At 67.9% G+C, this 21,385-nt stretch carries 22 protein-coding genes; 13 read left to right on the plus strand and 9 right to left on the minus strand.

Translation table 11 applies throughout. The features are described from left to right. Nucleotides 1–16 precede the first annotated feature (16 nt). Entirely contained in the window at nucleotides 17–1,114 is a 1,098-nt protein-coding gene (locus ABL838_RS12225) for a LacI family DNA-binding transcriptional regulator (RefSeq protein WP_418125478.1), read from the plus strand. A 6-nt stretch (nucleotides 1,115–1,120) separates the two neighbouring features. Here ABL838_RS12225 and ABL838_RS12230 read toward each other — a convergent pair whose 3' ends face one another. Continuing rightward, entirely contained in the window at nucleotides 1,121–2,959 is a 1,839-nt protein-coding gene (locus ABL838_RS12230; RefSeq protein ID WP_418125479.1) for an ABC transporter ATP-binding protein, read from the minus strand. Between the two features lie 4 nt (nucleotides 2,960–2,963). Then, complete coding sequence (gene alkB, locus ABL838_RS12235) at nucleotides 2,964–3,647, minus strand: DNA oxidative demethylase AlkB (RefSeq protein WP_418125480.1); 684 nt, start codon at nucleotides 3,645–3,647, stop codon at nucleotides 2,964–2,966. 168 nt (nucleotides 3,648–3,815) lie between these two features. Here alkB and ABL838_RS12240 point away from each other — a divergent pair, with 168 nt between their 5' ends. The 3 genes from ABL838_RS12240 (at nucleotide 3,816) to ABL838_RS12250 (ending at nucleotide 7,838) form a co-directional block, all read left to right on the plus strand. Further along, complete coding sequence (locus ABL838_RS12240) at nucleotides 3,816–4,046, plus strand: hypothetical protein (protein WP_260319492.1); 231 nt, start codon at nucleotides 3,816–3,818, stop codon at nucleotides 4,044–4,046. 123 nt (nucleotides 4,047–4,169) lie between these two features. Further along, complete coding sequence (locus ABL838_RS12245) at nucleotides 4,170–5,798, plus strand: phospholipase D family protein (protein WP_418125481.1); 1,629 nt, start codon at nucleotides 4,170–4,172, stop codon at nucleotides 5,796–5,798. Between the two features lie 120 nt (nucleotides 5,799–5,918). Next, nucleotides 5,919–7,838 (plus strand): hypothetical protein, encoded by a 1,920-nt coding sequence (locus ABL838_RS12250; protein ID WP_418125482.1) that lies wholly within the window; start codon nucleotides 5,919–5,921, stop codon nucleotides 7,836–7,838. 97 nt (nucleotides 7,839–7,935) lie between these two features. Here the strand turns inward: ABL838_RS12250 and ABL838_RS12255 are convergent, their stop codons facing one another. From ABL838_RS12255 to ABL838_RS12270, 4 genes are all read right to left on the minus strand, one after another. Beyond that, nucleotides 7,936–8,448 (minus strand): murein hydrolase activator EnvC family protein, encoded by a 513-nt coding sequence (locus ABL838_RS12255; protein ID WP_126018527.1) that lies wholly within the window; start codon nucleotides 8,446–8,448, stop codon nucleotides 7,936–7,938. 144 nt (nucleotides 8,449–8,592) lie between these two features. After that, complete coding sequence (locus tag ABL838_RS12260; RefSeq protein ID WP_126018529.1) at nucleotides 8,593–9,081, minus strand: CreA family protein; 489 nt, start codon at nucleotides 9,079–9,081, stop codon at nucleotides 8,593–8,595. Nucleotides 9,082–9,089: 8 nt separating this feature from the next. After that, a complete protein-coding gene (locus tag ABL838_RS12265; RefSeq protein ID WP_126018531.1) occupies nucleotides 9,090–9,641 on the minus strand; it encodes an NUDIX hydrolase in 552 nt (183 codons plus the stop codon). Between the two features lie 17 nt (nucleotides 9,642–9,658). Beyond that, nucleotides 9,659–10,360, minus strand: coding sequence for a fumarylacetoacetate hydrolase family protein (locus ABL838_RS12270; RefSeq protein ID WP_126018533.1), 702 nt, complete (start codon nucleotides 10,358–10,360; stop codon nucleotides 9,659–9,661). A gap of 119 nt (nucleotides 10,361–10,479) precedes the next feature. Between ABL838_RS12270 and ABL838_RS12275 the strand changes: the two genes are divergently transcribed. From ABL838_RS12275 to pgeF, 3 genes are read left to right on the plus strand one after another with little or no spacing between them, the layout of a single operon-like run. Next, nucleotides 10,480–11,406: a tetratricopeptide repeat protein gene (locus ABL838_RS12275; protein WP_418125483.1), complete on the plus strand. Its 927-nt coding sequence runs from the start codon at nucleotides 10,480–10,482 to the stop codon at nucleotides 11,404–11,406. 35 nt (nucleotides 11,407–11,441) lie between these two features. Next, on the plus strand, nucleotides 11,442–12,080 hold the full coding sequence (maiA, locus tag ABL838_RS12280) for a maleylacetoacetate isomerase (protein WP_418125484.1): 639 nt from the start codon (nucleotides 11,442–11,444) through the stop codon (nucleotides 12,078–12,080). A gap of 5 nt (nucleotides 12,081–12,085) precedes the next feature. Next, nucleotides 12,086–12,838, plus strand: a complete 753-nt coding sequence (gene pgeF / locus ABL838_RS12285) for a peptidoglycan editing factor PgeF (protein ID WP_418125485.1) — start codon at nucleotides 12,086–12,088, stop codon at nucleotides 12,836–12,838. Here pgeF and ABL838_RS12290 read toward each other — a convergent pair. Then, on the minus strand, nucleotides 12,770–13,141 hold the full coding sequence (locus tag ABL838_RS12290) for a hypothetical protein (protein ID WP_206169434.1): 372 nt from the start codon (nucleotides 13,139–13,141) through the stop codon (nucleotides 12,770–12,772). The genes pgeF and ABL838_RS12290 overlap by 69 nt on opposite strands. 53 nt (nucleotides 13,142–13,194) lie before the next feature. Here ABL838_RS12290 and phaC point away from each other — a divergent pair, with 53 nt between their 5' ends. From phaC to ABL838_RS12305, 3 genes are all read left to right on the plus strand, one after another. Further along, nucleotides 13,195–14,946 carry a class I poly(R)-hydroxyalkanoic acid synthase gene (phaC, locus tag ABL838_RS12295; protein WP_418125486.1) on the plus strand — a complete coding sequence of 584 codons (1,752 nt, stop codon included), beginning with the start codon at nucleotides 13,195–13,197 and terminating at the stop codon, nucleotides 14,944–14,946. A gap of 61 nt (nucleotides 14,947–15,007) precedes the next feature. After that, nucleotides 15,008–16,186, plus strand: coding sequence for an acetyl-CoA C-acetyltransferase (locus ABL838_RS12300; protein ID WP_126018543.1), 1,179 nt, complete (start codon nucleotides 15,008–15,010; stop codon nucleotides 16,184–16,186). A 68-nt stretch (nucleotides 16,187–16,254) separates the two neighbouring features. Further along, the gene (locus ABL838_RS12305) at nucleotides 16,255–16,752 is read left to right on the plus strand and encodes a hypothetical protein (RefSeq protein WP_418125488.1); all 498 of its coding nucleotides are present in this window, start codon (nucleotides 16,255–16,257) and stop codon (nucleotides 16,750–16,752) included. Here ABL838_RS12305 and ABL838_RS12310 read toward each other — a convergent pair. After that, nucleotides 16,715–17,359, minus strand: a complete 645-nt coding sequence (locus ABL838_RS12310; RefSeq protein WP_418125490.1) for a glutathione S-transferase family protein — start codon at nucleotides 17,357–17,359, stop codon at nucleotides 16,715–16,717. The two genes, ABL838_RS12305 and ABL838_RS12310, sit on opposite strands and share 38 nt — an antisense overlap. A gap of 28 nt (nucleotides 17,360–17,387) precedes the next feature. Between ABL838_RS12310 and yghU the strand changes: the two genes are divergently transcribed. Then, a complete protein-coding gene (gene yghU, locus ABL838_RS12315) occupies nucleotides 17,388–18,266 on the plus strand; it encodes a glutathione-dependent disulfide-bond oxidoreductase (RefSeq protein WP_418125491.1) in 879 nt (292 codons plus the stop codon). A gap of 37 nt (nucleotides 18,267–18,303) precedes the next feature. Beyond that, nucleotides 18,304–18,894 (plus strand): NADPH-dependent FMN reductase, encoded by a 591-nt coding sequence (locus ABL838_RS12320; RefSeq protein WP_418125492.1) that lies wholly within the window; start codon nucleotides 18,304–18,306, stop codon nucleotides 18,892–18,894. Between the two features lie 455 nt (nucleotides 18,895–19,349). On the opposite strand, the gene ABL838_RS12325 is transcribed toward ABL838_RS12320, so the two are convergent. After that, the gene (locus ABL838_RS12325) at nucleotides 19,350–20,264 is read right to left on the minus strand and encodes a LysR family transcriptional regulator (protein WP_126018551.1); all 915 of its coding nucleotides are present in this window, start codon (nucleotides 20,262–20,264) and stop codon (nucleotides 19,350–19,352) included. A gap of 106 nt (nucleotides 20,265–20,370) precedes the next feature. On the opposite strand from ABL838_RS12325, the gene ABL838_RS12330 reads away from it, so the two are divergent. Next, entirely contained in the window at nucleotides 20,371–21,366 is a 996-nt protein-coding gene (locus ABL838_RS12330) for a Bug family tripartite tricarboxylate transporter substrate binding protein (protein WP_418125493.1), read from the plus strand. Nucleotides 21,367–21,385 lie beyond the last annotated feature (19 nt).

A 21,385-nucleotide genomic window follows, 5' to 3' on the forward strand; every position in this document is an offset into this window, starting at 1 on the left:
TGATGGTTTTTGATGTATGCGGGAAAACCCTTCACAAACATCGCGGCCCGACTCTCGACCCGACTCTCGACCCGATTCGCAGCGTGAGGCGCGCCGCGCCCGCGTGGTCGACATCGCGCGCTCGGCGCAGGTATCGACCGCCACCGTCGACCGCGTGCTGAACCGCCGCCCCGGCGTGCGCGACGCCACGGTGCAGCGGGTGCTCAAGGCGGCGGGCGAGCTCGACTACCTGCCGGGGCCGGCGCTCTATGCGGCGCTCACGCCGCCGCCGTTGCGGCTGGTGTTCCTGCTGCCGGCCGGCACCAACCGCTTCATCCGGATGCTGGGCGACATGGTGGGCTACTCGCAGGAGCACTGGGCGCCGTTCAACGTGCAGTGCCGCACGGTGTTCATCGAGAGCTTCAACCCCCACGAACTGGCCGACGCGCTGCGCAGCCACGGCCAGCGCTGCGACGGCATCGCGATGATGGCGCTGGAGCATCCGGCCGTGCGCGAGGCGGTGGCCGCGCTGGCGGCGCGCGGGCTGCCGGTGGTCACGCTGATCTCCGACCTGTCGAACTCGGAGCGCGCGGCCTTCGTCGGGCTGGACAACCGCGCGGCCGGGCGCACCGCGGGCTATCTCATCGGCCGCTTCATCGGCGCGCGGGCCGCCAAGGTCGCGCTCATCGCGGGCAGCCTGAGCTACAAGGCGCACGAGGAGCGCGAGGCCGGCTTCCTGCACGTCATCGACGAGATGTTCCCGCGGCTGGAGGTGGTGGGCCTGCGCGAAGGGCAGGACGACGCGGACAAGAACCACCGCCAGACGCGCGCGCTGCTGGAGCAGCATCCGGACATGGGCGGCATCTACAACATCGGCGGTGCCTCCGACGGCGTGGCGCGGGCGCTTAAGGAGGCGGGGCGCGAACAGAAGGTGGTCTTCATCGGCCACGGGCTCACGCCCGATACGCGCGCGCTGCTGATCGACGGCAGCATGGACGCGGTGATCACGCAGAGCCCGCACACCACGCTGATGAACTGCGTGCGCATCTTCACCAACCTGCGCGACCGGCGCGAGGCGCTCAGCGGCGTCGAGACGACGCGCAGCCAGGTGATCTTCAGGGAGAACCTGCCGTAGTCCTCTTCAGGCCTGCGCGCCGGCCGGCACGGCCATGCGCTGCAGCAGCGGCTGCCTCGCCAGCACCTCCTCGCATGGCCCGTGGTCGAGCACATGCCCGGCTTCCATCAGTACCACCGTGTCGAAGCGATCGAGCAGGCTCAGCCGGTGGACCGAGGCGATCAGGCAGGCGTCGGGGAACGCACCGGCGATGCGTTCCAGCACCCGGGCTTCGGTGCTCGCGTCGAGCGCGCTGGTCGGCTCGTCGAGCAGCAGCAGCGAGCTGCCCTGCGCAGCGAGCACGCCGCGCGCGAGGCACAGCCGCTGGCGCTGGCCGCCCGAGAGATTGAAGCCGCGTTCCGACACGGCCGTGCCGAGGTCGCCGTGGGTGGCCCGCAGCACTTCGTCGAAAGTGCTGACGTGCAGGGCGGCTTCGAGCAGCGCGTCGTCGCTCGGCTGGCCGAAGGCGAGGTTCTCGCGCACGCTGGCCTCGAAGAGCTCGGTTTCCTGCGGGATCAGCGTGGCGAAGCGGCGCAGCCGGGGCCAATCGGCGGGCTGGCCGTCGAGCAGCAGCGTGCCGCTGTCCGGCGGATAGAGCCCGGCCAGCACGCGCAGCAGCGTGCTCTTGCCGCCGCCGCTCGGGCCGACGAGGGCGATGCGCTCGCCGCGGCGCAGCGTGAGCGCCACGTCGTGCAGGCCGCTGCGTGGCGGGCCGGTGGCTTCGACTTCCGCCGGAGCATTGCGCGGCGCATAGCGCCATTGCAGCGCCTGTATTTCCAGCTGCCGCCATGGCGCATCGGCCTCGATGCGCTCCGTGCCGGGCACCTGCTCGGGCGGCGTGTCCAGCGCCTCCTTGCTCGAAGGCGCCCGCCAGATCGGCTCCGCGCTGCCGTAGTCGGTGTGCATGCGCGCGAAGAAACTGAAGTTGGCCGCGACCGAGCTGACGACGCCGGCCGCCTGCTGCGCGTATTGGTGGATCATGAACACCGCGCCCAGCATCACGGCCTGCCCGGGCGTGCGCGATTGCCACACGTAAAGCACCACCAGCCCCCATGTCAGCGCCAGCCCCATCAGGTCGACCGCGAACCACTTGCCTTCGTTCAGCACCACGGTGCGCTTCAGCGGCAGCGAAATGGCGGCCATGCGCCGGCGCAGCAGCAGCCGCGAGGCGCCCTGCAGGCGCAGGCCGATCACGGTCGAGGCGTTGCCCAGGAAGTCGAGCAGCGCGGCCACGTAGCGCCGGTCGGCGTCGTTCTCGGCGCGCGCCAGTTTCATGAGCGCGCGGTCGATGCGCACGATGACGAGACCGATCAGCACGTAGCCCGCGAGCGCCGTCATGCCGCTGGTGCGCGACAGCAGCGCCAGCGCCACGAGCGGCCCGACGAAGTTGACGGCGTTGGTCAGCCAGATGAACTGGTTCTGCGCGAAATCCGACAGCGCCCGGCTCGCCTGGTGCACGCGGTGCTGCAGTTCGCCGGAGTGGTGCCCGTCGTGCCACGCCAGCGGCGCGGCGGCGATGCGCGCATAGAGCTGGTCGGCCAGCGTCTCGCGCACCTTCAGGCCCACGTTGCGTTCCAGGATGCGGCCCGGCCCGTGCAGCATCCACGCGCCCAGGTACACGCCGGCCAGTCCGCCGATCCAGCGCCCGGCGGTGCCAAGCTCGCCGCGCTGCAGCGCGTTGATGGCCTGGCCCGCGAGGTAGGGCGCCGTGAGCCGTATCAGCTGCGAGCCCGCGAGCAGGGCGGTGGCCGCCAGCAGCTGCGTCCGCGCGCCGGCCGCGAAGTGCCACAGCGCGGCGTACAGCTCGCGCATCGCGCCCACGGGGCTGGTCTTGCGTGCCTTCCTTGTTTCTTCGCTCGCCTGCATGCGCTCAGCCCGCCTTGCGGAAGGTGAGGTTGATGCGGATGGCGCCGAGCAGCGGATGCGGCTCGTCCTTCAGCGGCAGCACGCCGTGGTAGCGCAGCCGGTCCTCGCCGCCCCAGACCACCACGTCGCCGTGCGCGAGCGGCACCCGCGCCGCCTTGTCGCCGCGCGCATGGCCGCCGAAGAGGAACACGGCCGGCATGCCCAGCGACACCGAGACGATGGGCGCGCCGTAGTCGCGCTCGTCCTTGTCCTGGTGCAGCGACAGGCGCGCGCCGGGCGCGTAGCGGTTGACGAGGCAGGCGTCGGGCGCGAAGCCGTCGAAACCGGCCGCCGATGCGGCCTCGCGCGCCAGCCGGGCGAGGGGCCCGGGCATGGCGGGCCAGGGCCTGCCGCTGTCGGGATCGGTCGCGCTGTAGCGGTAGCCGCGCCGGTCGCTGGTCCAGCCCAGCACGCCGCAGTTGGTCAGCGCCACCGACATGGTGAAGCCGCCGGGCGTGACGAGGTGGCGGAAGGGCGCGTCCGCCTCCACGGCGCGGATCGCGGGCAGCAGTTCGTCGACGAAGGGCAGGGCGAAGCCGGGCAGCACGAAGGCGCCGGTGCCCAGCGCCTCGCGCGCCGGCCGGGGCGGATCGTCGAAGAGGGCGAGGGTGGCCGCGCTGGCGGCCCTGGATTTCATCGTCGTCGTCATCGGATTCATGCTCCCCGATCTTTGCCCAAAAGCCGCCGGCGCCTCCCATGTTCAGGCGATGCCGTTTACAGCCGCAGCCGGTAGCCTCGGCTCCCCCGCACTCGGAGGTAGTGCTTAGGGTTTAAATTCATGGAAGTACGTTAATAAATGGGTTATGGTGAATCCATCATGGACGGCGCTCGGCTTGCTCTCAGCGTACCGGACGGCTGGACGGGCTGGCTCGAACTCATGCGTACGCCCAGCGGTACCTACGCGGGTATCGCCGAACTGAGCTTCAGCGGAGTTCCCCGCTGCGCGCTCGTCATCACACAGCAGCTCTCGTGGGACGCGGCGGTCGAAAGGGCCACGCTGCGGGCCGAGCATTTCGTCAGGCAGTGGGGGCCTGCGCGCAGCTCCTGAGCGGGACCCCTTGAAACTGCTGCGGCGGCGCGGCACATGAGTCGGGCTCGTGGTAGAAACCGCGAGCTTTTTCGGGCCTTGCCCCGATCCACGATTCACGCTCCAACCCACGCGCCGCCATCCATGCCGAAACTCCACCGCCGGACTGCCGATCAACCGCACGTCCGATGGCTGGCCTGGCTGCTGCTGGGCATCGCGGCGCTTTTCATGGCGGGCTGCGCCGGCCTGCCGTCGGAGGTGCAGCGCAAGCCCTCCACGGCCATCTCCGATGGGGCGGACACCAGGCTCGGCCGCCTCGTGAAGGCCTCGGCGCCGCCGGGCGAACCGCTCAGCGGCTTCCGCCTGCTGCCGATGCCGCAGTTCTCGCTGCATGCGCGCATCGAGCTCGCGCGCCGCGCGCAGCGCTCCATCGACGTGCAGTACTACCTCGTGCAGAACGACGAGACCGGCCGCTACCTGCTGCGCGCCCTGCGCGATGCGGCCGACCGGGGCGTGCGGGTGCGGCTGCTGGTGGACGACCTCTACACGGCCGGCGCCGATCCGCTCTTCTCGAGCTTCGCCTCGCATCCGAACGTGGAGGTGCGCTTCTTCAACCCCTTTCCCGCCGGGCGGGAGCGCTTCGGCACGCGCTGGGCATGGTCGATCCTCGACTTCGACCGCGTGCACCGCCGCATGCACAACAAGCTCTACGTGGTGGACAACACCATCGGCGTGATGGGCGGTCGCAACATGGCCAACGAGTACTTCCTGCGCGACGGGGGCTCGAACTTCATCGACATCGACACGCTGGTGGCCGGCGAGGTGGTGCCCAGGCTGTCGTCGCTGTTCGACATGTACTGGAACAGCCCCTACGTCTACCCCATCGAGTCGCTGGTGCCGCCCACCGGCGAGACGCGGCAGCAGCTGCGCGAGCGCTTCGACCGCCTCACGACCGGGCCCGAGGAGCTGCACCCCGAGGTGCCCGGCTCCACCGACCTGCTGGGCAACAACCCGCTGGCCAAGGACCTGGACGCGGGCGAGCTGAAGCTGGTCTGGGCCCGCGCCGAGGCTTATGCCGATCCGCCCGCCAAGGCGCTGGGCCAGACCGACGAGGCGCGCGGCCTGCCGGCCGACGAGTCGAAGGACAGCGTGCTCTACAACGTGCGGCGCTACCTGCGCGGCGCCGAGAACGAGATCATGCAGACCACGCCCTACCTGATCCCGGGGCGCGGCGGCATGGAGACGATCCGCCTCGTGCGCGGCAACGGCGTGAGCTACACCATCGTCACCAATTCGCTGGCGGCCACCGACGAGTCGCTGGTGCACATCGGCTACCGCCGCTACCGCGCCGAGATGCTGCGCCTGGGCGTGGAGCTCTACGAGCTGAGCCCCAAGCGGGTGGAGCAGACCAGGCGCTTCGGCATGTACGGCTCGGCCAGCGGCCGGCTGCACGGCAAGTCGGCGGTGGTCGACCGCAAGATCGTCTTCATCGGCTCGATGAACTTCGACCCGCGCTCGATGCTGCACAACACCGAGGTCGGCATCTTCATCTTCAGCCCGCAGATCGCCCAGCAGCTCACCAGCCTGATCGGCTTCATACGGCTGGACGGCGCATACCAGCTGCAACTGGGGCCGAAGGGTGCCATCGAGTGGGTGAGCCCGGCCTCTGGCGACGCGGCCGACACCATCCTGCACCAGGAGCCGGAGACGGACTTCTGGTCGCGCTGGAAGCTGGAACTGCTGGCGCCGCTGGTACCCGAGAGCCTGCTTTAGGCACGCCCGGCCCGCATCCTCAAAACAGAGGATGGTCTACGGAAGGGGCCTCCAGAAGAATCGCATCGCTCGTGTTACGAGTTGATTCTTTTGTTTGCCCTTCACCTGACAAGACCATCCATGAAAACAAACTTCGCGACCCCCGCGGCCTCCGGCCAGTCCTTCTTCAAGACGACGCGCTGCGCATGCGCAGTGGCGCTGCTGATCTCGCTCGGTGCCTGCGGCGGAGGCGGGGGTGGCGGAGGCGGCGGCTTCGCCGGCTTCCCGGCTGCGGGTGGCAGCAGCAATCCGCCGGCCAGCGAGCCGCCGGCAAGCTCTGCGCCTGTTACGTTCTCGGGCACGGCGGCCTCCGGCCTGCCGCTGGTGGGTACCGTCACCGTCAAGGATGCCAAGGGCGCGAGCAAGACCGTGCCGCTGGTCGATGGCAAGTACACCATCGACGTGAGCGGCATGACCGCGCCCTTCGTCTTCCGTGCGGAGGGCACGGTGGCTGGCGAGCGCACGGTGATCCACTCGGCCGCCACCGCGGCCGACGTCAACGGCAACATCAACATCACGCCGCTGACCGACCTGGTGGTGTCCAACATCGCCGGCCGCCTGGCTTCGCAGTACTTCGACGGCGGCGAGTTCGCCTCGCTCTCCGCCGACGAGCTCAAGGCCGAGAGCGATGCGCTGAAGGCCAAGCTGCTGCCGGTGCTGCAGGCCATGGGCGTGGACGCCAGCATCGACCTGCTGCGCACGGCCTTCACGCCGCTTTCGAGCGCGCTCGACAAGGCGCTGGACGTGCTGCGCGTGAGCGTCGATCCGGCCACCAACGTGGCGACCATCACCAACATCGTCACCCAGCAGCAGATCGCCGACGACCTGGCGGTGAAGGCGGCGGCCGAGCCCGCCACCACGCCGATGAGCGGCTCCGGCATGGACACCGCGGCCGACGACATCGTGGCGATCCGCAAGGTGCTCTCGGACTTCGTGGGCAAGTTCGCCACCGGGCTGCCCGCGCCCTCGCAGCTGCTGTCGCTGATGACCGATGGCACCAATCCCGTCACCGGCACCTACGGCTTCAGGTTCTCCGACCTCTCGGCCATGCAGTTCGCCAACGAGACGGCGACCGACACCAGCCTCATCGGCGCCAGCTTCACCGACGTGGTGATCCAGCGCATCAACTACACCATCGACGCGAACAACACGAGCCCGCGTGCCTTCGTCGAATTCACCCACAAGGACAAGGACGGCATCGCCTTCAGCAACACGCAGGGCATGCAGATCGTGAAGGGCACGGACGGCGCCTGGCGCCTGCGCGGCGACGGGCGCGTGCTGGACATCAATCCGCACATGCATGCCACCAAGGAGAAGTCGACCGGTTGCGTGAGCAGCTCGCTGCAGTTCGAGATCCAGGACACGAACACCAGCAACAGCGGCACCGTCGCCTCGGTGGTCGTCACCGGGCCGGGCCTGCCTCCCGGCGGCCTGCGCCACGTGCGTCCTTCGGGCGGCGGCGCATGGCCGATCGACGGCGGCTCGAGCTTCAACTACTACTACCTGACCTCGAACTGCAGCGGCCGGCCGACCGCCGGCCTGAGCGACAGCGCGATCGCGGCGCTTCCCGCCACGCCCGAGTACACCTTCACCGCCTACGAGAGCGACGGCACGACGGTGGCCAAGTTCAACGGCTTCGACATCATCTACAGGCACCGCTTCCACGGCCGTCCGCTGACGCTGGCCGAAACCGCCGCCGTGAGCTACCCGGCCTTCTCGACCACGCCGGCCCTGTCGTCCTACCTGGGCGGCAGCGACTTCGCCGTCAGCGCCACCGGCCTGAACCCGGCCTTCGCCGCGCAGTTCTTCCTGAACCTGATCGCGGGCCCCTCGGCCGGCGCGGAAGACCGGGCCGACGTCGCGCCCTCGGCCACCGGCACGGCATCGAAGACCTTCAACCTGCCGGCGCAGGGCTCGGTGTCCTTCCGCAACATGTTCGTCAGCACCTACGACAGCAGCTGGCGCGAGATCGTGCTGCGCGATACCACCACGTCCGAGTGACGCGACTGGACAGGGAGAGGGCGCCCGTTCTTTCGGGTGCCCGTAAAAACGAAAAAGCCCCCGAAAGGGGGCTTTTTCCTGGTGAGCGCCGCGGCGCTTACTGCATCAGCCGGCCGCTGAGATACGGCTCGGGATCGACCGGGTTGCCGTTCTTGCGGATCTCGAAGCGCAGCTTCACGCGGTCGGCGTTGCTGCGGCCCATCTCGGCGATCTTGTCGCCCTGGCGGACGACGGCGTTTTCCTTCACCAGGATGGTCTGCACGTGCGCATAGGCGGTGAGGAAGGTTTCGTTGTGCTTCACGATGACCATGTTGCCGTAGGCCGGCAGTTCGCCGCCCACGTACACCACGCGGCCGTCGGCCGAGGCGACGACCGGGTCGCCGAGGTTGCCGGCGATGTCGATGCCCTTGACGCGGTCGCCGTCGAAGCGGGCGATGGTCGGGCCGTTCGCCGGCCTGATGAACAGGGCCGCCGGGCGCTGCTGCACCGGTGGCTTGGCCGCCGGGGGCGCCGGCCAGGGCGTGTTGAGGTCGACCGTGGAGCAGGCTGCGAGGCCTGCGGCGAGCAGCGCCATGGCGCCGGCGCGTAAAACGAAAGTCTGAAGGTGCATGGGCTCTGTTCGAACGGGTTCGTTGCGGAGGGTTCCTGCAAACCGGCGCGCCGTGGGGGCGCGCCACGCGGGCGATGCTAGCAAACCGCCGCGCCGGCGCCGCGCGAAAGAGCAACCGGCTGTGAAGAGGACATAGTCCGCCGGCTATTTGAGCGGGATCGGCGTGCCCCGGTCGATGGGCACCGCCGTCACGCTGTTCTTGGGCGAGCCGTCGATCAGCAGGTCGGAGTAGGTCAGGTAGACCAGCGTGTTGCGCCTGGCGTCGACCATCCGAACCACGCGCAGGCGCTTGAAGAGCACCGACAGCCGCTCGCTATAGACCTCCTCGCGCTTGGGCAGCGGCTGCGTGATGCTCACCGGGCCGACCTGGCGGCAGGCGATGGAGGCTTCGGCCTTGTCCTCGGCCACGCCGAAGGCGCCGGCCAGCCCGCCGGTCTTGGCGCGCGAGACGTAGCAGGTCACGCCGTTGACCTTGGGGTCGTCGTAGGCCTCGATCACGATCTTGTGGTCGGGGCCGATGAGCTTGAAGGCGGTGTCGACGTCGCCCACGGTTTCCGCCCTGGCCGCCGCTGCCGCCAGCGCGAAGCCGAGGCTGGCGCCGCAGAAGAGGGTAGTGCGCAGTGTCTTGTTCATGGATCTGGTCAGACGATGCTGAGTTCGTGCACGCGGTCGAAGCTGCCGCGCTTGCGGTCCGCGAAGTAGTGCTCGAGCGTCTCGCGCACCGTACGGAAGGCGATCTCGTCCCAGGGAATCTCTTCCTCGGTGAACAGGCGCGCCTCGATGGTCTCGTGGCCCGGGTCGAACTTGTCGTCGAGCAGGCGGGCGCGGTAGAACAGGTGCACCTGGCCCACGCGCACCACGCTGATCACCGAGAACAGGCCCTCGAGTTCGAAGTTCGCGCCGGCCTCCTCGTCGGTCTCGCGCGCGGCGCCCTGGGCGGTGGTCTCTTCGAGTTCCATGAAGCCGGCCGGCAGCGTCCACTTGCCCCAGCGCGGTTCGATGTTGCGCTTGCACAGCAGCACCTTGTCGCCCAGCACGGGGATGGTGCCGACCACGTTCAGCGGGTTCTCGTAGTGGATGGTGTGGCAGGCCGGGCAGACGGCGCGCTGCTTGGTGTCGCCGTCGTCCGGCACGCGGTAGACCACCGCGGTGCCACAGTTCTTGCAATGCTTGATGGGTACGCGCAGAAGCATGAAACCGGCCGCCGTCTTCAGACGACCTTGACGGTCAGCTTCGGCAGGCCCGCGACCTCGCCCACGAGCGTGTCGCCGGCCACCACGGCGGCCACGCCTTCGGGCGTGCCGGTGTAGATCAGGTCGCCGGGCTGCAACTCCCAGGCCGCCGACAGGTGCTCGATGGTCTCGGCCACGTTCCAGATCAGCTTGCTCACGTTGCTGCGCTGGCGGTCGGTGCCATTGACCTGCAGCGAGATCTCGGCCTTCTCGGCGTCGCCGGCCTGCGCCACGGGAACGATGGGGCCGATGGGCGCGCTCTGCTCGAAGCCCTTGCCGATGTCCCAGGGGCGGCCCTGCTTCTTCATGTCGTTCTGCAGGTCGCGGCGCGTCATGTCGAGGCCGACCGCGTAGCCGTAGATGTGCTTGTGGGCGTCGGCCGCGGCGATGTTCCTGCCGCCGGTGCCGATGGCGACCACGAGCTCGATCTCGTGGTGCAGGTTCTTGGTGAGGGAGGGGTAGGCCATGGTGCCGGTCTGGCCCGCATCGACCACCACCAGCGCATCGGCGGGCTTCATGAAGAAGAAGGGCGGCTCGCGGCCGGTGAAGCCCATTTCCTTGGCGTGATCTTCGTAGTTGCGGCCCACGCAGTAGATGCGGTGCACCGGAAAGCGGGCTGACTGGCCGGCCACCGGCACCGAAACGGCGGCGGGCGGGGCGAAGACGAACTCGGAAGCCATTGCGACGTGTCCTTTTTTCAGGGAAGCCAAGCGGGAAACCGGCAGTGTGCCAGAGGCGGCAGGCTCACAATAGGCGGCCCGCCCGGCGTATTCCCTCTCCATTCCCCTCGAATCCCACCATGCCCATCCGAATCGGCAAGGCCGGCAAGGCCAACGCGCTCAACGAACTAGGCCGCCGGCTCGACGAGAAGGGCGACCAGGACGGCGCGCTGCAAGCCTATGCGCAGGCCGGCGCCGTGCTGCCGAACTGGTCGGCCCCCTGGTACAACATCGGCCTCATCCACAAGTACCGCGGCGATTGGGCCGCTTCGCTGCAGGCCAACGCCCGCGCGGTGCAGTGCGACCCGCGCAACGAGGGCGCGATCTGGAATCTCGGCATCGCGGCCACCGCCCTGGGCGACTGGACCACGGCCCGCAGTGCATGGCGGCAGTACGGCATCGAGGTGCCCGAGGGCGACGGGCCGGTCGATCTCTTCATCGGGCTCACGCCCATCCGCGTGCATGGCTTCGAGGCCAGCGAGGTGGTGTGGGCCGACCGCATCGACCCGGCGCGCGCCATCCTGCGCAACGTGCCCACGCCCGACTGCGGCCACCGCTACGGCGACCTCGTGCTGCACGACGGCGCGGCCAATGGCTACCGCCTGCATGGCGAGCGCGAGGTGCCGGTGTTCGATGCCCTGGAGCTGATCGCACCTTCGGACTATTCGACGTACGAAGTCACCATCGAGGAGGCGACCAGGCAAGACATCGACGCGCTGATCAAGCGCTTCGAGGCCGCCGACGCCAGCGCCGAGAACTGGACCGCCAGCATGCAGATGCTCTGCCGCGCCTGTTCCGAGGGCCGCCCCTACGGCGAGGGCCAGCACAACCACGGCGAGGGCGAGGAGCCTGGTGCGCTGGGGCCCTGGCGCATCGGAATCGCCGCGCGGGAGGAGGAGGCCGCGCGCCGCATCCTCGGCGAATGGCGCGAAGGGATCGCAGCCACCTCGCCGAAGGCGGCTCTGCAGGACTTCCGCTGCGTGCTGGCCGCCATGCCCCGTTCCTGAACTTGCTCCCTGGGGAGCGCTATCCTTGCGAAACCATGAAGCTGCATAACTACTTCCGCTCCTCCGCCTCGTTTCGCGTGCGCATCGCCCTCAACCTGAAGGGCCTCGACTTCGACTACGTTCCCGTGCATATCGCGCGCGGCGACCACCGCACCGGCCCCTTCGCATCCATCTCCGCCGACCGACTGGTGCCGCTGCTCGAAGACGAGGGCGAGCGCTTCTCGCAATCGATGGCCATCATCGAGTACCTCGACGAAACCCACCCCGAGCCCGCGCTGCTGCCGCGCGACCCGGCGGGCCGTGCCCATGTGCGCGCGCTGGCCCAGTCCATCGCCTGCGAGATCCATCCGCTGAACAACCTGCGTGTGCTGAAGTACCTCGTGAAGGACCTGAAGCTCGACGAGGAAGCCAAGAACGCCTGGTACCGCCACTGGGTGCGCGACGGCCTGCTGGCCTTCGAGCGCCAGCTCGCGCAGTACCCCGCCGGCACCTACTGCTGGGGCGACACGCCCACCCTGGCCGACTGCTGCCTGGTGCCGCAGATCTTCAACGGCCGCCGCTTCGACTGCGACTTCAGCGGCCTGCCGCGCACCATGGCCGCCTTCGAGGCCTGCATGGAGCTCGACGCCTTCCAGCGTGCCCAGCCTTCGCAGGCCCCCGACGCGGAAGCCTGAAGCCGATGGATGCGAGCTGGCTCGTGCCCGACTGGCCCGCGCCGCCGAACGTGCGGGCCGTGTGCACCACGCGCGAGGGTGGCGTCTCGCTGGGGCGCTACGAGAGCCTGAACCTCGGCGACCACGTGGGCGACGAGCCGGCGCACGTGGCACAGAACCGCAACCGTTTGCGCGCTGCCGTCGGGGCTCGTCCGGTCTTTCTCCAGCAGGTGCACGGCACGGGCGTCGTCGAGCTCGATGCCGCCGCTGGTGCGGTGAACGACGGCACGGCCGCTGACGGCTGTACCGCCACCGAGGCCGGCCTGGCCTGCACGATCATGGTGGCCGATTGCCTGCCGGTGCTCTTCACCGACGAAACCGGTCACCGCGTGGCCGCCGCACATGCCGGCTGGCGCGGTCTGGCGGGCGGCGTGCTGGAGCAGACGGCGAAGTCTTTCGATGGCGCTTCGAAGGTCATCGCCTGGCTGGGGCCGTGCATCGGCCCCAAGGCCTTCGAGGTGGGACCGGAGGTCAAGGCCGCGTTCGAGGCGCATGCGCCAGCGGCGGCGTCCTGCTTCCGGCCTGCGCCTGCTGCAGGCAAATGGCTTGCCGACCTGCCCGGGCTGGCGCGCCAGCGGTTGCGCGCGGCGGGCATCGAGTCGATCCATGGCAACGACGGCAGCGACCCGTGGTGCACCGTCGGCAACGCTTCAAGGTTCTTTTCGCACCGGCGCGACGGCATCAGCGGCCGTTTCGCCGCCCTGGTCTGGAAGGCCTGAGCCTGCAGCAGCCTCGGCAGCCGCCCGCCGGGCGGCTTCCTGCGCCTCGAGTTCGCGCTGCCTGATCGCGCGTCGCCTCGCGGGAGTGCCCATCAGGTAAACCACCAGTGCGACCGGCGCCAAACCGTACAAAAGAAATGTGAAGATGGCGCCCAGCACCGTTCCGGTGGTGTTGGTGGCTTCGGCCACGGCCATCATCAAGGCGACATACAACCAACCGATGACGATCAGATGGACAAACACGGAAAGTTTCAGTTGGTAAGTGGTGGAGGTAGCGTTGTGAGCGCTCTTTGAATGCAGCATACTCAAAAGACGCAAGCCATCCGTACCGTTTCAGGCGAGGACCAGGAGAGATGATGAAGCAACAAGCAACGGGTGCCGATGCGTTCGCGCCCTTCCAGCAGGCTCTTTCAGAGGGATGGAGCAAGGCGCTGGAATCGTTCCAGCAGTCCGCCGCGCAAGGGGCTTCGGCCTTCAACGTCGGCGGCACGCCGCTATGGGAGTTGCCGCAGGGCATGAAGATGCCCGAGCTGCCGCGTTTCTCCATCGATCCCGAAAAACTCCAGTCCATCCAGCAGCAATACCTCGCCGAGGCCACCGAACTCTGGCGCCAGGGCTTCGGTGCCAAGCCCGAGGGCGACAAGCGCTTCGCGGGCGACGCCTGGGGCCGCAATCCGCTGTCGGCTTTTTCGGCGGCCGTGTACCTGCTCAACGGCCGCACCATGCTGAGCATGGCCGAGGCCATCGATGCCGACCAGAAGACCAAGGCGCGGCTGCGCTTCGCGGTCGAGCAATGGATGGCCGCCTCGGCCCCCAGCAACTCGCTGGCCTTCAATGCCGAGGCGCAGAAGAAGGCCATCGATACCCAGGGCGAGAGCATCGCCAAGGGCATCCAGAACCTGCTGCATGACGTCAGGCAGGGCCACCTCAGCATGACCGACGAGAGCGCCTTCGAAGTGGGGCGCAACGTGGCCACCACCGAGGGTGCCGTGGTGTTCGAGAACGAGTTCTTCCAGCTGCTCGAATACAAGCCCCTCACGCCCAAGGTGTACGAGCGGCCCTTCCTGCTGGTGCCGCCTTGCATCAACAAGTTCTACATCCTCGACCTGCAGCCCGAGAACTCGCTGATCCGCTATGCGAACGAGCAGGGCCACCGCGTGTTCGTGGTGAGCTGGCGCAACCCCGACGAGTCGATGGGCAAGGCCACCTGGGACGACTACATCGAGAACGCCGCCATCAAGGCGATCCACACGGTGCAGGAGATCAGCGGGAGCAAGCAGATCAATGCGCTGGGGTTCTGCGTGGGCGGCACCATCCTGAGCACCGCGCTGGCCGTGCTCGCGGCGCGCGGCGAGAAGCCGGCCGCCTCGGTCACGCTTCTCACTACCTTCCTCGACTTCAGCGACACAGGCATCCTCGACATCTTCGTGGACGAGCAGATGGTGCAGTACCGCGAGATGCAGCTGGGCAACGGCGGCCTGCTGCCCGGTGGCGACCTGGCCTCGACCTTCAGCTTCCTGCGGCCCAACGACCTTGTGTGGAACTACGTGGTCGGCAACTACCTCAAGGGCGAGACCCCGCCGCCTTTCGACCTGCTGTACTGGAACAGCGACGCCACCAATCTGCCGGGCCCGTTCTACGCCTGGTACCTGCGCAACACGTACCACGAGAACAAGCTGGCCAAGCCCAACGCGCTCACGGTGTGCGGCGAGAAGATCGACCTGGGCCGCATCGACATCCCGGCCTACATCTACGGCTCGCGCGAGGACCACATCGTGCCGATCGGCGGTGCGTATGCATCCACGCAGCTGCTGCCCGGCAAGAAGCGCTTCGTGATGGGCGCCTCGGGCCACATCGCCGGGGTGATCAACCCGCCCGCCAAGAAGAAGCGCAGCCACTGGATCCGCGAGGACGGCAAGTTTCCCAAGACCCAGGCCGAATGGCTGGCCGGCGCGCAGGAGCACCCGGGCAGCTGGTGGACCGACTGGGCACAATGGCTCAAGGGGCATGCGGGCAAACAGGTTCCCGCGCCCAAGGCGTACGGCAACGGCAAGGCCTACAAGGCCATCGAGCCGGCACCCGGACGCTACGTCAAGGCCAAGGCCTGACGGAGTTCGGCACGGCAAGGCCGTAGCAGCAGAGTTTCAAATCACTTCAACGGAGAACCTCATGGAAGACATCGTCATCGTTTCGGCAGCCCGCACGGCAGTCGGCAAGTTCGGCGGCTCGCTCGCCGGCATTCCGGCCACCGAGCTCGGCGCAGCCGTCATCAAGGAAGTGATTGCGCGCGCCAACCTCACGGCCGACCAGATCGGCGAGGCCATCATGGGCCAGGTGCTGGCGGCCGGCGCGGGCCAGAACCCCGCGCGCCAGGCGTGGCTGAAGAGCGGCGGCGCCAAGGAAACGCCGGCGCTCACCATCAACGCCGTGTGCGGCTCGGGCCTGAAGGCCGTGATGCTGGCGGCCCAGGCCGTGGCCACGGGCGACAGCGAGATCGTCATTGCCGGCGGCCAGGAGAACATGAGCGCCGCGCCGCACGTGCTGCCCAACTCGCGCAACGGCCAGCGCATGGGCGACTGGAAGATGGTCGACACCATGATCGTCGACGGCCTGTGGGACGTCTACAACCAGTACCACATGGGCATCACCGCCGAGAACGTGGCCAAGAAGTACGGCATCGACCGCTCCGCTCAAGATGAGCTGGCGCTGGGCAGCCAGACCAAGGCCGCCGCCGCGCAGGACGCCGGCAAGTTCAAGGACGAGATCGTCGGCGTGAGCATTCCGCAGAAGAAGGGCGACCCGGTCGTCTTCGACACCGACGAGTTCATCAACCGCAAGACCAGCGCCGAAGGCTTGGCCGGCCTGCGTCCCGCCTTCGACAAGGCCGGCGGCGTGACGGCGGGCAACGCCTCGGGCCTGAACGACGGCGCGGCAGCCGTGATGGTCATGACGGCGAAGAAGGCCGCTGCCCTCGGCCTGAAGCCGCTGGGCCGCATCGCCAGCTACGCCACCGCCGGCCTCGACCCGGCCATCATGGGCATGGGCCCCGTGCCCGCGTCGACCAAGGCGCTGCAGCGCGCCGGCTGGAAGGCCGCCGACCTCGACCTGCTCGAGATCAACGAAGCCTTCGCTGCCCAGGCCTGTGCCGTGAACAAGGAAATGGGCTGGGACATCAACAAGGTGAACGTCAACGGCGGCGCCATCGCCATCGGCCACCCCATCGGCGCATCGGGCTGCCGCATCCTGGTGACGCTGCTGCACGAAATGCAGCGCCGCAACGCCAAGAAGGGCATCGCCTCGCTGTGCATCGGAGGGGGCATGGGCGTGGCGCTGACCATCGAACGCTGATCGGCGTGCAGGGGACGTGCTTGCCGAAAGGTGGGCGCGTCCCATTCGATCTTTCATCGTAACCACTCATGTGGGTCGGCCTTTCCAGGGAGCCAACGCGCGAGGTCATTGGGCAGGCGCTTGCACGTCATGCACCTGGTGCACGAGTGTGGTGGGGCGATCTTGCCGATCCCACGTTCGATGCCGAGATTGCACTCAGCATCGACCCGAATCCCAGCGAGTTCCCTTTTGTCATCAACGGATGGGTTGTTGGCGGTCAGGAGTCGCAGCAGTACGAGTTGGGGCTTCGGTTGGCAGGGGAGCTTTGCGTGAAGCTCGACTGTTCAACCATCTGCGATGGAAGTCATCACGGCCCGACCAAGAGCCCGTACTGGAGCATCATCTGGCAGCGCGGCGTCCCGTTCCTGGCCGATGATTGCGGCACGCTCTTTGCCGACTACTCGGAGGATCTATCGCTCGAGGAGCGGCGGCAGCCTGGTCCGGTCAAGATATTGCACCCCATCCAGATAGACCCTTGGCCCTTCGACTTCAGCGCGCCATCGCCATCGACGGCCGCTGTGCCATAGCCGCACGCCAGCGCAGCAGCTCGGGGTGCTGCTCCCCGGGTTTGACCCGCACCACGCGGGCGAAGTCCACCGCCACCACGGCGGTGATGTCGGCAATGCTGAAGCGGTCGGTGGCGATGAAATCGCGGCCGGCCAGCCGTTCGTTCAGCGTGTCGAAGAAATGCTGGACGCGTGCGAGCCCGCGTTGGGCGAGTTCGGGAATCTGCGCGTAGTTGACCGGGCCGGGCAGTGCGCGGTCGGCCATCGCGGGTGAGCTGTTGCGCAGCGTCTCGGCGATGGCGAGCAGGCCTTCGAATTCGATGCGCCAATTCCAGCTGGCGATCTCGGCTTTTTCCCGTGGGGTGATGCCCATCAGCGGCGGCTGCGGGTATCGGGCTTCCACCCAGGCCGCGATGGCGGCGTTGTCGGTCAGCAGCAGGCCGTCTTCGTCGTCGGTGCGCAGGGCAGGCACGGTGCACTGCGGATTGATCGCGCGGTAGGCCTCGCCCATCTGCTCACCACGGACCAGGTCGACCTGCACGGTCTCGTGCGCAATGCCCTTCTCGGCAAGCAGGATGCGCGCGCGCCGCGGGCTGGGGGCGGTGGCGCAGTCGTAGAGAATGATCATCGTCGGTTCAACTCCAGGAACTCATCGCATGAATGGCACGACAGCCTACACGCCGCCCACCGTCTGGTCATGGAACAAGGAAAGCGGCGGCCGCTTCGCGAACATCAATCGTCCCATCGCGGGCGCGACGCACGAGAAGGAGCTGCCCGTAGGCAAGCATCCGCTGCAACTCTATTCGCTCGCCACGCCCAACGGCGTGAAAGTGACGGTGATGCTCGAGGAACTGCTGGCGCTGGGCCATGCGGGCGCCGAGTACGACGCCTGGCTGATCCGCATCAACGACGGCGACCAGTTCGGCAGCGGCTTCGTGGCGGTGAACCCGAATTCGAAGATTCCCGCGCTCATGGACCGCAGCGGCGACAAGCCGATCCGCGTGTTCGAGTCGGGCGCGATCCTGCAGTACCTGGCCGAGAAGTTCGGCAACGCCTTCCTGCCGACCGAGCGGGCGGCGCGGGCCGAGTGCCTGTCGTGGCTCTTCTGGCAGATGGGCAGCGCGCCGTACCTGGGCGGTGGCTTCGGGCATTTCTTTGCCTACGCGCCCACGAAGATCGAATACGCCATCGACCGCTTCGCGATGGAGACCAAGCGCCAGCTCGACGTGCTCGACCGCCGCCTGGCTGAAAGCCGCTATCTCGCGGGCGACGAATACACCATTGCAGACATGGCCGTCTGGCCCTGGTACGGCACGCTGGCCAAGGGGCAGCTCTACGAGGCGGGCGAGTTCCTGCAGGTGAGCGGATACAAAAATGTGCTGCGCTGGACCGACGAGATCGCCCAGCGCCCGGCGGTGCAGCGCGGCCGCATAGTCAACCGCACCTGGGGCCAGCCGACGAGCCAGCTGCACGAGCGGCACGACGCGGCAGACTTCGACACCCGCACGCAGGACAAGCTGCAGGCTCCGACCTGAGCGAGCCACTGCACACCGACGCAAAGGAGCACAGACGATGAGCGACAAGATCCTGGTGTTCTACGGCTCCTACCGCTCCGACCGCATGGGCGTGCGCCTGGCCGACTTCATCGTCGCCGGCCTGCGCGAGCGCGGCGCCGACGCGGAGCTGATCGACGCGAAGGCGGTCGACCTGCCCATGCTCGACCGCATGTACAAGGAATATCCGAAGGGCAGCGCGCCCGCCGCGATGGAGGCGCTGGCCGAGAAGATCCGCACGGCTGACGCCTTCATCTTCGTCACCGGCGAATACAACTGGGGCCCGCAACCGGGCCTGAAGAACCTCACGGACCATTTCCTGGAAGAGTGGTTCTGGCGCCCCGCGGCCATCGCGAGCTATTCGGCGGGGCGCTTCTCCGGCGTGCGCTCGGGCACGGTGTGGCATTCGATCCTCTCGGAGATGGGCATGGTCGTGGTGTCGAGCACCCTCGCCGTCGGGCCGATCTCGCAGACGCTGGATGCCGCCGGCAAGCCGACGGGGCCCGCGGGCGAGTCGCTGCAGCGCTCATTCGGCCGGTTTGCGGACGACCTCGCGTGGTGGACCGAGGCGGCACGCGCGCAGCGGGCGCGCAAGGCGCCGCCTTACTGATCGCCGGCAGGGCTCGCGGCGAGTCCCGAAGGACATCTTGTTCACCGCCCAAATTTTGGGCAGATTAACTAATCCCTTTGCAAAACAACAACTTACGTTGCTTTTACAACGCTCCTCATCAGTTATCCCCAAAGTTGTGCACTGAAAGTGGGGAAGAAGCTGGCTTTTCCACATTCCGGCTGCAAGTGGCTGATCCGATAGCGTTTTTCGCTCACGGAAAACCGTGAAAAACAGGAGTCGGAGGCGCTTCGAGGGCTTGGCGACGCGGTTTTGGCGACCAAGGTTGTTCACCGCCCAAAATTTGAGCAAACTAAGGAATACCCTTGTAAAACAATGACTTGCATTCGTTTTACAAGGCTCCTCATGAGTTACCCCCAAAGTTGCCCACAGAAAATGGGGACGGGAGCGAGTTGCTCAGCAATCGCGCGCAAGTTGCTGTTTTTTCGATGCCGTCGTCAGCTTTCAGGCGCTGCCTGCTGTTCTGCGTAATGCCGGCATAGCGTGTCGACCAGCGCCTGCGCGTAGATCGGCAGCGCCGCGCGGTCGCGCACGAGCAGGTAGCGCTCCCGCACGCACCAGGCGTCGTCGAGGTCGATCAGCGCGAGCTGCATGCTTTCCTGGTTGCGCCGGGCGGCCGACTCGGGCACGACGCCGATGCCCACGCCGTTGCCGATCATCCGGCACATGGCGTCGAAGCTGCCGAGCTGGATGCGCAGCTTCTGCCGCTTGCCCAGGTTGTCGGTGATCTGCGAGAGGAAAGTCTGCAGCGTGCTGCCTTGCTGCATGCCGATGGCGTCTTCGTCGAGCGTCTCGGCGAAGGAGATCTTCTTGCGCCTGGCGAAGCGGTGCTTGCGCGAGGTGGCGAGCACCAGCCGGTCGGTGCTGAAGTGGATGGCTTCCAGCCCCAGCGTGTCGACGCGGCCCGCGACGATGCCGATGTCGGCGCGGCCGTCGAGCACGCCGCGAGGGATCTGAGCATTCGGTTTTTCCTGAAGGTCGACGTTGATGCGCGGGTTGCGCGCCAGAAAGCCCGGCAGGATCTCGGGCAGGAAGTCCGTCACCGCCGTGGTGTTGGCGAACACGCGCAGGTGGCCGCGCAGGCCGCCGCCGTATTCGAGCAGGTCGGCGCGCAGCTGCTCCGTCTGGTGCAGCACGAGTCGGGCGTGATGCAGAAAGGCTTCCCCTGGCGGCAGCAGCCGCACGCCCCGGGCCTCGCGCTGCAGCAGTTGCAGGCCGGCCTGGGTTTCCAGCGCCTTGATGCGAGCGCTGGCCGCCGCCAGCGACAGGTGCTGGCGCTCGGCCGCTCGCGTCAGGTTGCCGAGCTCGGCCGTGGCGACGAAGAGCCGGAGGTCGGTGAGGTCGAAAAGCATGCAGTGATGGTAGGCGCCGGCATGCCACCAGCCTTCGGCATTGCAGAAGGCTGGGTTCCGAAATCGCAGATTGCGCACGAGGGTGGGGCGGCCGACGATGCGGGCCATGGAGACGACAAGACACACGAAATTCCGCACATGGGCGCTGCTGTCGCTGGCAGCCGCGTTCGTGCTTCCGGCGGGCCCCGCGCTCGCGCAAAGCTATCCCTCGCGCCCCGTCACGCTGGTCGTGCCGCAGGCCGCCGGCGGCACCAACGACATCGTCGGCCGCCTCGTGGGCCAGAAGCTCGGCGAGGTGATGAACAACGCCAGCGTGGTGGTCGACAACCGTCCCGGTGCGGGCGGCAACATCGGCACGCAGTTGGTGGCCAAGGGTCCGAAGGACGGCTACACGCTGCTCATGACCATCAGCAGCAGCCAGGCCATCAACCCGGCGCTCTACAAGAACCCGGGCTTCGATCCCGAGAAGGATTTCAAGCCCGTGGGCCTCGTCGGCGCGGTGCCCAACGTGCTGCTGGTCAACCCCTCGTTTCCGGCGAAAAACCTCGCCGAGCTCCTGAAGCTCGCGCGGGCGAAGGGCGCGAACTACCAGTACGCCTCGGCCGGCAACGGCACGCTCAACCACCTGCTGGGCGAAATGCTCAACAGCATGGCCGGCATCTCGATGCAGCACGTGCCCTACAAGGGCGTGGCGCCGGCGCTCAACGACGTGCTGGGCGGCCAGTTGCCCATCGTGTTCGCGAGCCTGCCTTCGGCGCTGCCGCACATCAAGGCCGGCAAGCTGCGCGCGCTGGCCGTGAGCGGCGAAAAACGCTCGCCCGTGCTGCCCGACGTGCCCACCATCGCCGAGGCCGTGCCCGGCTACAACGGCACGCTGTGGATCGGCCTGTTCGCCCCCGCGGGCGTGCCGCCCGATGTGCTCGCCACGCTGCAGGACGCCACGCGCAAGGCGCTGGCCTCGAAGGACCTGCGCGACAAGCTCGACCAGCAGGGCGTGGAGATCGCCGCGCCGACCACCCCCGAACAGTTCTCGGCGCTGCTGCACGACGACCTTGCCAAGTGGGCGCGGATCGTCAAGGCCTCCGGTGCCGCGGTCGACTGAACGACGCAGGAATCGACGA

Source organism: Variovorax sp. 160MFSha2.1, from assembly GCF_048305075.1.
Classification (GTDB): Bacteria; Pseudomonadota; Gammaproteobacteria; order Burkholderiales; family Burkholderiaceae_C; genus Variovorax; species Variovorax guangxiensis.

Coding starts and splice junctions, on each gene's coding strand:
- ABL838_RS12225 (WP_418125478.1), top strand. CDS start 17: ATGCGGGAAAACCCTTCACAAACATCGCGGCCCGACTCTCGACCCGAC.
- ABL838_RS12230 (WP_418125479.1), bottom strand. CDS start 2,959: ATGCAGGCGAGCGAAGAAACAAGGAAGGCACGCAAGACCAGCCCCGTG.
- alkB (WP_418125480.1), bottom strand. CDS start 3,647: ATGACGACGACGATGAAATCCAGGGCCGCCAGCGCGGCCACCCTCGCC.
- ABL838_RS12240 (WP_260319492.1), top strand. CDS start 3,816: ATGGACGGCGCTCGGCTTGCTCTCAGCGTACCGGACGGCTGGACGGGC.
- ABL838_RS12245 (WP_418125481.1), top strand. CDS start 4,170: ATGCCGAAACTCCACCGCCGGACTGCCGATCAACCGCACGTCCGATGG.
- ABL838_RS12250 (WP_418125482.1), top strand. CDS start 5,919: ATGAAAACAAACTTCGCGACCCCCGCGGCCTCCGGCCAGTCCTTCTTC.
- ABL838_RS12255 (WP_126018527.1), bottom strand. CDS start 8,448: ATGCACCTTCAGACTTTCGTTTTACGCGCCGGCGCCATGGCGCTGCTC.
- ABL838_RS12260 (WP_126018529.1), bottom strand. CDS start 9,081: ATGAACAAGACACTGCGCACTACCCTCTTCTGCGGCGCCAGCCTCGGC.
- ABL838_RS12265 (WP_126018531.1), bottom strand. CDS start 9,641: ATGCTTCTGCGCGTACCCATCAAGCATTGCAAGAACTGTGGCACCGCG.
- ABL838_RS12270 (WP_126018533.1), bottom strand. CDS start 10,360: ATGGCTTCCGAGTTCGTCTTCGCCCCGCCCGCCGCCGTTTCGGTGCCG.
- ABL838_RS12275 (WP_418125483.1), top strand. CDS start 10,480: ATGCCCATCCGAATCGGCAAGGCCGGCAAGGCCAACGCGCTCAACGAA.
- maiA (WP_418125484.1), top strand. CDS start 11,442: ATGAAGCTGCATAACTACTTCCGCTCCTCCGCCTCGTTTCGCGTGCGC.
- pgeF (WP_418125485.1), top strand. CDS start 12,086: ATGGATGCGAGCTGGCTCGTGCCCGACTGGCCCGCGCCGCCGAACGTG.
- ABL838_RS12290 (WP_206169434.1), bottom strand. CDS start 13,141: ATGCTGCATTCAAAGAGCGCTCACAACGCTACCTCCACCACTTACCAA.
- phaC (WP_418125486.1), top strand. CDS start 13,195: ATGAAGCAACAAGCAACGGGTGCCGATGCGTTCGCGCCCTTCCAGCAG.
- ABL838_RS12300 (WP_126018543.1), top strand. CDS start 15,008: ATGGAAGACATCGTCATCGTTTCGGCAGCCCGCACGGCAGTCGGCAAG.
- ABL838_RS12305 (WP_418125488.1), top strand. CDS start 16,255: ATGTGGGTCGGCCTTTCCAGGGAGCCAACGCGCGAGGTCATTGGGCAG.
- ABL838_RS12310 (WP_418125490.1), bottom strand. CDS start 17,359: ATGATCATTCTCTACGACTGCGCCACCGCCCCCAGCCCGCGGCGCGCG.
- yghU (WP_418125491.1), top strand. CDS start 17,388: ATGAATGGCACGACAGCCTACACGCCGCCCACCGTCTGGTCATGGAAC.
- ABL838_RS12320 (WP_418125492.1), top strand. CDS start 18,304: ATGAGCGACAAGATCCTGGTGTTCTACGGCTCCTACCGCTCCGACCGC.
- ABL838_RS12325 (WP_126018551.1), bottom strand. CDS start 20,264: ATGCTTTTCGACCTCACCGACCTCCGGCTCTTCGTCGCCACGGCCGAG.
- ABL838_RS12330 (WP_418125493.1), top strand. CDS start 20,371: ATGGAGACGACAAGACACACGAAATTCCGCACATGGGCGCTGCTGTCG.